This is a genomic window from Cryobacterium tagatosivorans, from assembly GCF_004402215.1.
GTDB lineage: Bacteria > Actinomycetota > Actinomycetes > Actinomycetales > Microbacteriaceae > Cryobacterium > Cryobacterium tagatosivorans.
The window spans coordinates 24,018-34,525 of the sequence record NZ_SOEZ01000072.1; the positions used below are offsets into that span (position 1 = coordinate 24,018).

At 66.2% G+C, this 10,508-nt stretch carries 15 protein-coding genes; 12 read left to right on the forward strand and 3 right to left on the reverse strand.

The genetic code is table 11. From position 1 onward, the window contains the following. Positions 1-109: 109 nt before the first annotated feature. Positions 110-727 (reverse strand): hypothetical protein, encoded by a 618-nt coding sequence (locus E3O23_RS14905; RefSeq protein WP_134492341.1) that lies wholly within the window; start codon positions 725-727, stop codon positions 110-112. 168 nt (positions 728-895) lie between these two features. On the opposite strand from E3O23_RS14905, the gene E3O23_RS14910 reads away from it, so the two are divergent. Together E3O23_RS14910 and E3O23_RS14915 are read left to right on the forward strand one after the other, a co-directional pair. Continuing rightward, positions 896-1,273 carry a VOC family protein gene (locus tag E3O23_RS14910; protein ID WP_134492343.1) on the forward strand — a complete coding sequence of 126 codons (378 nt, stop codon included), beginning with the start codon at positions 896-898 and terminating at the stop codon, positions 1,271-1,273. Between the two features lie 44 nt (positions 1,274-1,317). After that, positions 1,318-1,917 carry a GNAT family N-acetyltransferase gene (locus E3O23_RS14915; protein WP_134492345.1) on the forward strand — a complete coding sequence of 200 codons (600 nt, stop codon included), beginning with the start codon at positions 1,318-1,320 and terminating at the stop codon, positions 1,915-1,917. A 37-nt stretch (positions 1,918-1,954) separates the two neighbouring features. Here E3O23_RS14915 and E3O23_RS14920 read toward each other — a convergent pair whose 3' ends face one another. Next, positions 1,955-2,791, reverse strand: coding sequence for an SDR family oxidoreductase (locus tag E3O23_RS14920; RefSeq protein ID WP_134492347.1), 837 nt, complete (start codon positions 2,789-2,791; stop codon positions 1,955-1,957). A 78-nt stretch (positions 2,792-2,869) separates the two neighbouring features. Between E3O23_RS14920 and ppk2 the strand changes: the two genes are divergently transcribed. From ppk2 to E3O23_RS14965, 9 genes are all read left to right on the forward strand, one after another. Then, entirely contained in the window at positions 2,870-3,712 is an 843-nt protein-coding gene (ppk2, locus tag E3O23_RS14925; RefSeq protein WP_134492349.1) for a polyphosphate kinase 2, read from the forward strand. Positions 3,713-3,771: 59 nt separating this feature from the next. Next, positions 3,772-4,809 (forward strand): LLM class F420-dependent oxidoreductase, encoded by a 1,038-nt coding sequence (locus E3O23_RS14930; protein ID WP_134492351.1) that lies wholly within the window; start codon positions 3,772-3,774, stop codon positions 4,807-4,809. 357 nt (positions 4,810-5,166) lie between these two features. Then, positions 5,167-5,394: a hypothetical protein gene (locus tag E3O23_RS14935; protein ID WP_134492353.1), complete on the forward strand. Its 228-nt coding sequence runs from the start codon at positions 5,167-5,169 to the stop codon at positions 5,392-5,394. A 523-nt stretch (positions 5,395-5,917) separates the two neighbouring features. After that, the gene (locus E3O23_RS14940) at positions 5,918-6,268 is read left to right on the forward strand and encodes a hypothetical protein (protein WP_134492355.1); all 351 of its coding nucleotides are present in this window, start codon (positions 5,918-5,920) and stop codon (positions 6,266-6,268) included. Between the two features lie 2 nt (positions 6,269-6,270). Further along, positions 6,271-6,726 carry a YkvA family protein gene (locus E3O23_RS14945; RefSeq protein ID WP_134492357.1) on the forward strand — a complete coding sequence of 152 codons (456 nt, stop codon included), beginning with the start codon at positions 6,271-6,273 and terminating at the stop codon, positions 6,724-6,726. Positions 6,727-7,136: 410 nt separating this feature from the next. After that, positions 7,137-7,715 (forward strand): 6-phospho-3-hexuloisomerase, encoded by a 579-nt coding sequence (hxlB, locus tag E3O23_RS14950; RefSeq protein ID WP_134492370.1) that lies wholly within the window; start codon positions 7,137-7,139, stop codon positions 7,713-7,715. A 55-nt stretch (positions 7,716-7,770) separates the two neighbouring features. Next, entirely contained in the window at positions 7,771-8,394 is a 624-nt protein-coding gene (gene hxlA, locus E3O23_RS14955) for a 3-hexulose-6-phosphate synthase (RefSeq protein ID WP_134492359.1), read from the forward strand. A gap of 230 nt (positions 8,395-8,624) precedes the next feature. Continuing rightward, entirely contained in the window at positions 8,625-8,840 is a 216-nt protein-coding gene (locus E3O23_RS14960) for a hypothetical protein (protein ID WP_134492361.1), read from the forward strand. A gap of 89 nt (positions 8,841-8,929) precedes the next feature. Further along, complete coding sequence (locus tag E3O23_RS14965; protein WP_134492363.1) at positions 8,930-9,694, forward strand: MIP/aquaporin family protein; 765 nt, start codon at positions 8,930-8,932, stop codon at positions 9,692-9,694. A gap of 129 nt (positions 9,695-9,823) precedes the next feature. Here the strand turns inward: E3O23_RS14965 and E3O23_RS14970 are convergent, their stop codons facing one another. Next, positions 9,824-10,033 carry a hypothetical protein gene (locus E3O23_RS14970; RefSeq protein WP_134492365.1) on the reverse strand — a complete coding sequence of 70 codons (210 nt, stop codon included), beginning with the start codon at positions 10,031-10,033 and terminating at the stop codon, positions 9,824-9,826. Between the two features lie 190 nt (positions 10,034-10,223). Here E3O23_RS14970 and E3O23_RS14975 point away from each other — a divergent pair. Next, positions 10,224-10,508: IS110 family transposase (locus E3O23_RS14975; RefSeq protein ID WP_166790533.1), on the forward strand; the 285-nt coding region annotated here is incomplete at its 3' end.

Sequence of the window (10,508 nt, forward strand, 5' to 3'; positions counted from 1 at the left end):
CGCCACAACCGGAGGTTCCGCGCCGCGCGCACCGCAGACCGGAGAAAACGTGCGGTCTGAACCCCGCGCATCCGGTTTTCGCGACAGCTCCCCTCCGCGCGGGCGAGGGTCAGAACCCGAAGTCACCGCCGAAGTCGCCGCCGCCACCGAAGTCCCCGCCGCCAAAGTCGCCGCCGCCGCCCGAATCGCCCGCCGAGGCATCCGCCCCGGACGCGTCAGCGCCGCCGGCATCGCCGCCGGAGTCGGATCCGGACCCGGCGTCGGCACCGGCATCCATCGGCATGAACGCGCTGACGATCGCCGACCCGATGACGTAGCCGGCGATGGTCCCGAGCATGGAGCTGCCGACCATGCCGCCGAAGCTCATCCCGCCCTGGCCGCCGAAGCTGCGGGCGAGGGTGCCGGGCTGCTGCAGTTCCGCCCGCGTCGCGGCCTTGGCCAGCGTTGCCGGCTCGGCGTCCGCGGGGCGCTCGCTCGGGGCGGCGTTTTCGCTCAGCTGCCGGAAGAGAAGGTCGCGCTGCTCCTGCGTGAGCTTCGAGAAGGCCTCCGTGTGCACCTGTTCGATCGTCTCGGGCGGTGCCGTGCGGAGAAGGTACTGGTAGCGCTCGACGGCGATCTCGTCATCGGTGCGCTGGGGCGCGGTCTCGCGGCGCGGCGCCGCGGGCGGTGCATACTTTCGGCCCGGCTGCGGCTCGTCGCGGCCCAGGAGGCGATCGAGGAATCCCATGGTGTGCTCCTTGTGCGTCGTCGTGCACCCCCACGATCCCAGTCCCCGCTGGGTGTGCGCTGAGCCCGCGCCCAGGGCGATCCAACCGTGACGGATGCCGGGGATCGAAGTACTATCCGCTGCGTGACGTGGGCCTTCCACGCCGATCAAGAAGCAAGGGTGGTCGCGATGAGCGGACGGGTTGTGCACTTCGAGGTCCCGGCAGAGGACTTTGACCGGGCGACGGACTTCTACCGCTCGGCGTTCGGCTGGGAGATCAGCCCGATGCCGGGCATGGAATACCTGATGCTGTCCCCCACGCCGACGGACGAGCAGGGGATGCCGGTGGAGGCCGGGTCGATCAACGGCGGAATGTTCAAACGGGACGCGGAGCGGCCGAACCCGGTCGTGACGATCGACGTGGCGGACATCGATGCGACGTTGGAGAAGGTGGGAACCCTGGGCGGGTCGACCGTGCTCCCCAAACAGGAAGTCGGCCGGATGGGCTTTGTGGCCTACTTCAAGGACAGCGAAGGCAACCTGATGGGGCTCTGGCAGAACGTCTGAGAGCACGTCCCGGCCGAGGTCTCCTCGCGGTCTACCGTTGAGGCATGGACTTCACCACGCTGCCCACACTCGCCGGGGACCGGGTCACCCTGGAGCCGCTGTCGGCCGATCACGTCGAGGACCTGAAGGTCGCCGTCGTCGAGGGCGAGCTGTGGCGCGCCTGGTACACCGGCATCCCCTCGCCCGAGGAGATGCCGGGCGAGGTGCGGCGGCGGCTGGCGCTGTTCGCGTCCGGGCAGATGCTGCCCTGGGCGATCCGGGACACCGCGCGCGGGTCTGTCGTGGGAATGACCACGTTCATGAACATCACCCCGCAGCACCGCCGCCTGGAAATCGGCTCCACCTGGCTGGCCCCGAGCGCCCAGCGCACCGGCGCCAACACGGAAGCGAAGCTGCTGCTGCTCACGCACGCGTTCGAGACGCTCGGCTGCATCGCGGTCGAGTTCCGCACGCACTGGCACAACCGGCAGTCCCGCGCCGCGATCGCCGCCCTCGGCGCCAGGCAGGACGGGGTGCTGCGCAATCACCAGCTCGGGCGGGACGGGACCCTGCGCGACACCGTCGTCTTCTCGATCATCGACGGCGAGTGGCCGACGGTCCGGCTCGGCCTCACCGAGCGGTTGGCCCGGCACACCCGCCCCTAGCGAGGGCAGCGGCGCCCGCGCGGCTCGAATCGGGCGGCTAGCCCCGACCGACCCACTTGTCCATCGAGCCGTACACGCCAAAGACCCGGCCGGCGACGGCATCCCAGACGGGCAGGGGAAGCACACCCTTGAGCACCTGGGAGAGCCCGACGGTCCACGGCATCGTCAGCGAGGCCTTCCCGGCGAGCATCGCGCGCCAGACTCGCTCCACGACATACTCCGGGGTCATCAGGGGGGTGAGGAGGGGCCCGCGGGCGCCCTCGAACATCCCGGTCGAGATGTAGCTCGGGGACACCGTGGTGACCTTGACGTTGCCGAAGTCCTGCTGCACCAGCTCGAGGCGGAGCGAGTCGCTCCAGCCGATCAGCGCCGCCTTCGAGGCCGCGTAGACGCTCATCCTCGGGTTCGACAGCATGCCGGCGGCCGAGGCGATGTTCACGACCCGGGCCTCCCGGTAGGAGTTCGCCATCATCGCGGGCAGGAATTCGCGGGTGATGTACATCGGCGCGAGGGCGTTGATCTGCATGGTCTGGCGGGTGTCGTCGCCGTTGTCGTGCTCCCAGAAGTAGGAACCGCGCACGATCCCGGCGTTGTTGATCACGATGTCGGGGTCGCCCACCTCGGTGCGCACGCGCTGCGCGGTCTGCGCGATGGCGCCCAGGTCGGCGATGTCGACCACGTAGCTGGCGATCTGGGTGCCCTCCCCGGCGCGCCCGGACAGCACGGATGCCGTCGAGGTCAGGGCCGCCGCGTCCCGGTCCCAGAGGATCACGGACTTCGCCCCCTCGGCCACGGCGCGCTCGGCGTACAGGCGGCCCATGCCCATGGCTGCGCCGGTGATCAGGACGTGGGCTCCGGAAACGGTTCGACTCATGGGTCCATCATCGCAAGAGATCCGCCCCCCGCCGCGACCGGGCATGCCATGATTGCGGCGAGGACGAGGAGGCCGACCATGTCACCCAAGAAGCCGAGGCCCCCGAGGCTCCGCAAGGCGGTCTACTCCGCCGAGCTGCGCCGACTGCAGACCGAGCTCGTCGCCATGCAGGAATGGGTCCGCGCCTCGGGCGCGCGCATTGTCGTGATCTTCGAGGGACGGGACGCCGCCGGCAAGGGTTCGGCGATCAAACGCGTCACCGAGTACCTCAACCCGCGCATCGCCCGGATCATGGCCCTCCCGATGCCGACCGACCGCGAGCGCGGCCAGTGGTACTTCCAGCGCTACATCGAGCACCTGCCCGCGGCGGGCGAGATCGTGCTGATGGACCGGTCCTGGTACAACCGCGCCGGCGTCGAACGGGTGATGGGCTACTGCACGGCCGACGAATACCGCCGCTTCCTGCACCAGGCACCGCTGTTCGAGCGGATGCTCGTGGAAGACGGCATCCTGCTGGTCAAGTACTGGTTCTCCGTGTCCGACCACGAGCAGGAGGCCAGGTTCCGCTCCCGGCTGAAGGATCCGATGCGCCGGTGGAAGCTCTCCGAGACCGACCTGCTCTCGATAACCAAGTGGGTCGACTACTCCAAGGCCAAGGACGAGATGTTCGTGCACACCGACATCCCGGAGGCGCCGTGGTGGGTGGTGGAAAGCGAAGACAAGCTCGCCGCGCGCCTGAACATGATCAGCCACCTGCTGTCGATCGTGCCCTACGAACACCTCGAGCCGCCGACGGTCACCATCCCGCCCCGGCCCCCGGCATCGGATTACGAACGCCCACCGCGGGAGCAGACCCGCCCGGTGCCCGACTTCGCGGCCACGCTGGTCGACCCCGGGAGGACCGGCTCGAAGCACTCGTAGGACGGGCGCGGCGGGCGGGCGCGTCCGGCGCGTCGCCGGCCGCAGCATAGGCTCGGTGGATGCGATTCGGACTGTTTGTACCCCAGGGCTGGCGTCACGACCTCGTCGGGATCGACCCCGCGGAGCAGTGGGCCGCGATGAGCGGCCTGGCCGCGCACGCCGACGCGGGCGCCTGGGAGTCCATCTGGGTGTACGACCACTTCCACACCGTCCCGGTGCCGAGCGAGGAAGCCACCCACGAGGCGTGGACGCTCATGTCCGCGTTCGCGGCGACCACGACGCGCATCCGTCTCGGCCAGATGTGCACCTGCATGAGCTACCGCAACCCGGCCTACCTGGCCAAGGTCGCCTCGACCATCGACATCATCTCCGGCGGCCGCGTCGAGATGGGGATCGGCGCCGGTTGGTACGAGCACGAGTGGCGGGCCTACGGCTACGGCTTCCCGCGCGCCGGCGAGCGGCTCGCCCGCCTGGACGAGGGCGTGCAGATCATGCGCCAGGCCTGGACGACCGGCACGGCCACCCTCGATGGCGAGCACTACCAGGTTGACGGCGCCATCGTTCGGCCGCTGCCCCTGCAGGAAGGCGGCATCCCGATCTGGATCGCCGGCGGCGGCGAGAAGGTCACCCTGCGCATCGCCGCCCAGTACGCGAATTACACGAACTTCGACGGCTCCCCCGAGGGCTTCACGCACAAGAGCCGGCTGCTCGAGGAGCACTGCGCCGCCGTGGGCACGGACTTCGGCGCGATCACCCGGTCGGCGAACTACAACACGGTCATCGGACGGGACGAGGCCGAGGTGGCCGAGCGCCTCGACGCCATCGAGGCCCGCGTCACGCCGTACCTGGGCGCCGCCGGCGCGGAAAGCTTCATGGCCGAGTACCGCGGCGGCAAGGCGCTCTGCGTCGGCACGCCGGAGCAGATCGTGGAGCGCCTGGCCGCGATGAAGGCCCGAGGCCTCGGCTACGCCATCCACTACTTCCCCGAGGCGGCCTACGACCGCTCTGGGATCGAGCTCTTCGAACGCGAAGTCATGCCGGCCCTACTGACTATTGAGTCAGGAAGTAATGCATCTATTGCAGGAATTGCAGAATAGGGCTCCCCTGATACCTCCCCGGCCGAGAGCCAGCCAGGGCAGGAACTTCCGCGGCCTCATCGCGTCGGAGAGCCCGGGCATGCCGGCTTCGACGAGCGCCAGAGTTCGAGAGCCGCCCAGGCGCGTGGGACGCCCATTGACTCTGTCGTGACACAATCCGAGTCGAGAAAGGAGCCCAGGAGCTCTACCACACGGGTGTGCCAGCCGCTGTCTGGGACGATGGATCTGAGAGCAGGTAGACCATCACGGCGAGGGCGCTGTAGACGTCAAACACGGCTTTCGCGGCTTCCTCGTCTTTGAGGTGGCCGAGAGCTCCTTTCGTCGTGGCCTCTCATATGGCGCACCACGCGCCTCCGGATGCACCGACTGCCGCGCAAGGTCATCCACGGTGGTTCTGCTGACGATGAACTCGTTTCGGTTTCCGCGATGTTGGATTGGGAGGAGCATTATGCGCCGTCACCCCGTTACCATCGGGTGAACGGAGATCGTCTCTTTCATCGCACGTCCACAGAAGAGTTCATTTCTGTGTTGCGGGTGTTGATCTGGTTCACCACCTCCCGTCCCGGCACCTTCGCCGCGGCCTAGTTTGACCGAGCCGATCTAGAGGCTTGGAGATACTGCGGAAAGCCGGAACGACTATGCCGATGCAACCCGAGATCGACTTGTCCTTGTCCAAAGCGCCAGGTGTAGGCGACGATGAGGCCCGGAGGCTGAGCCTCGCCCAGTTTCTGCGCGTCCGCGTCGAGCATCTACGCCCCGAAGACGTAGGCCAGTCTTCAAGCAGCCGGCGCAGGACCGCGGGACTTCGCCGGAAGGAAGTTGCCGTTGGGAGGATTCACTGAGTCTCCTGCCTGCGCCGTCGATCGGTGGCGCGTATGAGAAGCATGAACACGCTGTGATCTTCCTCGACGACGACGCGGGCCGCATTGCGCTCCGACCTGCACGCAACCGGACCAGTGGGGCACTCCCCCGAACTTTCAGCAAAGGATTGTCCCGATGGCGATCGGAGGCTTGCCGGCACACCCGTTCTGGCTGTGTCCCACGTGCGGCCTGGTTCGCCTGGTCAAATCCCCACCGCTCCCCCGGGCGTAACCGCGAGAATTGGTTTATGACTTCACCCGATGTGCTGAGCCGTGCGCCGGGGATGGCCGGATTGGACAGCTTCATCGAGATCGGCGCGTCGAGAGTCGTGTTGTGGGAGCTGTCCGAGACGGGTGAGGCTCGGCAGCGGCGAGCCTTGCAACTGATCGGTATCGCCTTCGTTCTGCTGCCGGCTTACCTGCTGGTTGAGTCGATGGTGGCGATGATCACGGGACACCACGCCTCGCCCGGTATGCTCACGGGCATCGTCTTGAACCTGGTGTTGGGGTGGTGGTGGGCGGATCGGGTGGCCGGTTTCGTCATCGTTTACTACGCCGTTCGGGAAGTCATTCACATCTTCCGACCGGGCCCGGAGTAGCTATGACTGAATGGTGGCAGATTCTCCTCAGCATCCTTCTGGGCCTCGTCGTGATCTGGTTGATCTTGGTGCTCGTGCTCTGGCAAGAGCAACGCAAACACCCGGGCAAGGCGTCCCTGCGAGATCTCTTGCGCCTCGCCCCGGATGTGGCGCGGCTGCTCAAGCGCCTCGCGGCCGACCGGACGGTGCCTCTCGGCGTCCGGGTTTGGCTGGTCGTGCTGCTGGTGTACCTGGTTTCCCCGATCGATCTCATCCCCGATTTCATCCCGGTTCTTGGATATGCCGATGACGCGCTCGTCGTCGCGATCGCGCTGCGCTTTGCCACCCGCGAAGCGGGGAGTGCTGCGATCAAGCGACACTGGCCCGGGACCCCTGCCGGACTGCAAGCGGTGCTCCGCCTCGCCGGTTTACCCTCGTCCCCTGCGCCTCAATCCACCGGCAGCGGCGACGGCCGATAACGCCAGCTCCATCCGCAGCGAACATCCGTCCCGGCGCGGGAACACAAGCGTCAAAGTCCGCCTGAGGCCCTCGGACGCCTGAACCACGCGAGGGGACGGCCGGCGATGAAGCCCTGCCCCGGCTGTCGGGAAATGTCGAAAACCGACGGCGAGCTACTGGGCACAGACGCCGCAACCGGACTTGCCCGGTTTCACGCGCTGAGCCACAACCTGCAGCTGCGCTCATCCGGAGAGCCCACCGAAGAGAAACGGACACCCATCCGAAAGTGTAGTCAGAACCGTCAGAAAACAGTGTTACCCCTGCCCGTTTGCTTCGGGAGGATGGATATCAAGCGGAAAGCATCCGTTCGGCCGCTACAGGCCGATGACTGAATCGAAGGGGACAAATCGTGAATCCGACAGTAAATGCGATGCGTACCGTGCACAGTACCGCAGGTGACATTGCCCGTAATCTGTCCCTAGTCGGGGACGAGATCGCGGACACCGCGGCCAAGATTGACGAACACGAGGTCGCCGCCCTGGCGGCCCACCTTGGCCAGACAGGCCGGGTGTTCGTCGCCGGAGCGGGCCGGAGCGGCCTGGTCTTGCGTATGGCCGCCATGAGGCTGATGCACCTGGGCCTGACCGTCCACGTCGCCGGTGACACCACCACTCCCGCCATCAGTTCCGGCGACCTGCTCTTAGTGGCCTCCGGATCGGGAACGACCTCGGGAGTGGTCAAGTCAGCGGAAACTGCGGCCAAGGCCGGAGCGCGCATTGCCGCGTTCACCACCAACCCTGATTCGCCGCTCGCTGGACTCGCCGACGCGGTGGTGATCATTCCCGCCGCTCAGAAGACCGACCACGGCTCCGGCGTATCACGCCAGTACTCCGGGTCCCTGTTCGAACAGGTACTGTTCCTCGTCACCGAGGCCCTCTTCCAGTCGCTGTGGGGCAGCACCGATGAACCGGCCGAACAGCTCTGGCTCAGGCACGCCAACCTCGAATAGCCGAGGCCTCCACTTTCCACACCAACCGCGTTCACCTACAGAAAGAAGCAACATCATGAAACTCCAAGTAGCTATGGACCTCCTCACGGTCGAAGATGCCCTCGAACTGGCCGGTCAGGTGGCCGAATACGTCGACATTATTGAGCTCGGCACCCCCCTGATCAAGGCCGCCGGCCTCTCCGCCGTTACCGCCATTAAGGCGGCGCACCCGGACAAGATCGTCTTCGCTGACATGAAGACCATGGACGCCGGAGAACTTGAGGCCGACATCGCCTTCAAGGCAGGCGCCGACTTGGTCACCATCCTCGGTACCGCGGACGACTCCACCATTGCCGGCGGCGTCAAAGCAGCCAAGGCCCACAATAAGGGCATCGTCGTTGACCTCATCGGCGTGGCAGACAAGGTCACCCGCGCCAAGGAAGTCCGCGCGCTGGGTGCGAAATTCGTAGAGATGCACGCCGGCCTGGACGAGCAGGCCCAGCCCGGTTACGACTTGAGGGGGCTGCTCCGCGCCGGAGAAGAAGCGCGCGTTCCGTTCTCCGTGGCTGGCGGCGTGAACCTCTCCACGATCGAAGCCGTCCAGCGTGCCGGCGCCGATGTCGCCGTCGCCGGCGGTGCCATCTACGGCGCAGCCGATCCCGCCCTGGCAGCTAAGGAACTCCGCGCCGCCATTATCTAACCCTCCGATAAACGGTGGCGTCGCGCAAACCTAAAGCCGCGGGACGCCACCTCCGGGGTGAGCACCAGCAACTTCAGAGCCCGCAGTCATGCAATTTCTTGTCTGGGAGTCGTCTGTTTGTTCGTGATGATCCCGCCACGCTGTAGCCGATCTAAAGCACACCACACACGTCAACGATGAGGAACTGGCACATCGGGGGACCCAGATTCCTAAGAAAGAAGCTGCCTATTATGCGTAGCCAAGCCACCGAGCATTTTGAAGTCCTCGTGACCGACCCTGGTCAACTTCACCAGGCGCTCGACAACGCAGAGGCCGAACTCCGGCAGGTAGCGATGACCCAGCGGTGTGCGGGCATCCTGGCGACCCGTCATACGCCCGGCCGGTACACGCTTGAGCTCAGCGACACGGTTCCCTTCGGGGAGACCTGGGAGCAAACACTCTCCTGACCGCCAGTCGACAGCCGCACCGTCTTCTTTTGCTCGTCTTCAGTTCGAAGCTTTCAATGCTCTTCAATTTGTGAAAAAAGGATGTCAATGTGGATAATCTCGGTGTCGTCTTTCTCTCGGAAGTGGTGGGAACCGCTCTCCTCGTCCTCCTCGGCTGCGGCGTGGTCGCCAACGTCGCGCTAACCAGGACCAAGGGTTTCAACGGGGGCTTCCTGATGGTCACCTTCGGCTGGGGCCTCGCGGTCTACGCCGGTGTGATCGTCGCCTACAACTCTGGCGCCCACCTGAACCCCGCTGTCACCCTCGGCCTGGTGGCATCCGGTGCCACCGAATTCGGGTCCGGCGTGCCGGTCAACGCCCTGTCGGTGTTCACCTACATCGGAGCCCAGATGCTGGGCGCCATTCTGGGCGCCACCTTCGTCTGGCTGGCCTACAAGCAACACTTCGACGAGGAACCGAGCCCGGCCAGCAAGCTCGGCGTCTTCTCGACCGGCCCGGCGATCCGCTCCTACGGCTGGAACCTGGTCACGGAGATCATCGGCACCTTCGTGCTCGTCTTCGTGGTCCTCGCCTTCGGCGGCGGTCGCCAGGGCGAGGCGGGCGGCCTCGCGGCCCTCGGCGCCCTGCCGGTGGCCCTGCTGGTCATCGTGATCGGCACCTCGCTCGGCGGACCGACCGGCTACGCGATCAACCCGGCCCGTGACCTCGGCCCGCGGATCGCGCACTTCCTGCTGCCGATCAAGGGCAAGGGCGGCTCCGATTGGGCCTACTCCTGGGTCCCGGTCGTCGGCCCGGTCATCGGCGGCGTTCTTGCCGGCTGGGCCTCAATCGTGCTGCTGCCCGTCCTCACCTAACTATTCTTCCCACGGAGATTGTGCGCGTGGCGTGAGCGAGAAAGATGAGGACCTCCGGCATCGATTGGGTTACTACCACACTCAATCGATGCCGGAGGCCCTGCGTGTCAGGTTGGGTGAGGCCAGCAGCTAATGGCAAGTCCGCCGCATGCCGTAGGGCGAGAACCAGGAAGCCATCACGATGTCCAGCCCTTCCTTGATCGCCGTCCGCGACGATAGTCGACTGAGTAGCAGCAGCCCCGGAACCAGATCCGGGGGTCCGCCGCCGAGGGGGTCGTTCACCCCGGCGCAGAAGCTCGACCACTTGGCCGCCTGTGAGGCCGCCATCGTGAACAACACGGGCAGCGCCTACCTGCGCGAGCAGGGGATCCACTCGTCGCAGATGCCGCAGCCCCCGTTACCTTCTTTGTAGCCCTTGATCGTGCGACTCTGTGAGGGTGTTGGCCTGTCGGGCCCGGCATGATTGTTGCCCCCAGTCGTTGATGATCCGGGGGTGTTGTCACCGGGCTTGACTGGCATCAGGTGATCGCTGATAGGGGCTGGACCGGGACTTGTCCTAGGGGTCTTCATCGGCGTTGATGTTGGCAAAGGTGAGCACCACGCGGTCGCCCTTGATCGCGCTGGAAAGCAGCTCTTCGATAGGGCCCTCCCGAACGAGGAAGCGAGACTTGGAGAGCTGATCGGACAGCTCAAACGACACGGCCAGGTGCTCTTTGTCGTGGATCAACCGGCGACCATCGGCGCCCTGCCGATCGCCGTCGCTCAATCCGAGAACGTACTCGTGGGCTATTTGCCCGGTCTGGCAATGCGGCGA

Excerpts from the sequence above, each read along its gene's own strand:
- E3O23_RS14905 (WP_134492341.1), bottom strand. The coding sequence starts at position 727 with ATGGGATTCCTCGATCGCCTCCTGGGCCGCGACGAGCCGCAGCCGGGC.
- E3O23_RS14910 (WP_134492343.1), top strand. The coding sequence starts at position 896 with ATGAGCGGACGGGTTGTGCACTTCGAGGTCCCGGCAGAGGACTTTGAC.
- E3O23_RS14915 (WP_134492345.1), top strand. The coding sequence starts at position 1,318 with ATGGACTTCACCACGCTGCCCACACTCGCCGGGGACCGGGTCACCCTG.
- E3O23_RS14920 (WP_134492347.1), bottom strand. The coding sequence starts at position 2,791 with ATGAGTCGAACCGTTTCCGGAGCCCACGTCCTGATCACCGGCGCAGCC.
- ppk2 (WP_134492349.1), top strand. The coding sequence starts at position 2,870 with ATGTCACCCAAGAAGCCGAGGCCCCCGAGGCTCCGCAAGGCGGTCTAC.
- E3O23_RS14930 (WP_134492351.1), top strand. The coding sequence starts at position 3,772 with ATGCGATTCGGACTGTTTGTACCCCAGGGCTGGCGTCACGACCTCGTC.
- E3O23_RS14935 (WP_134492353.1), top strand. The coding sequence starts at position 5,167 with ATGCACCGACTGCCGCGCAAGGTCATCCACGGTGGTTCTGCTGACGAT.
- E3O23_RS14940 (WP_134492355.1), top strand. The coding sequence starts at position 5,918 with ATGACTTCACCCGATGTGCTGAGCCGTGCGCCGGGGATGGCCGGATTG.
- E3O23_RS14945 (WP_134492357.1), top strand. The coding sequence starts at position 6,271 with ATGACTGAATGGTGGCAGATTCTCCTCAGCATCCTTCTGGGCCTCGTC.
- hxlB (WP_134492370.1), top strand. The coding sequence starts at position 7,137 with ATGCGTACCGTGCACAGTACCGCAGGTGACATTGCCCGTAATCTGTCC.
- hxlA (WP_134492359.1), top strand. The coding sequence starts at position 7,771 with ATGAAACTCCAAGTAGCTATGGACCTCCTCACGGTCGAAGATGCCCTC.
- E3O23_RS14960 (WP_134492361.1), top strand. The coding sequence starts at position 8,625 with ATGCGTAGCCAAGCCACCGAGCATTTTGAAGTCCTCGTGACCGACCCT.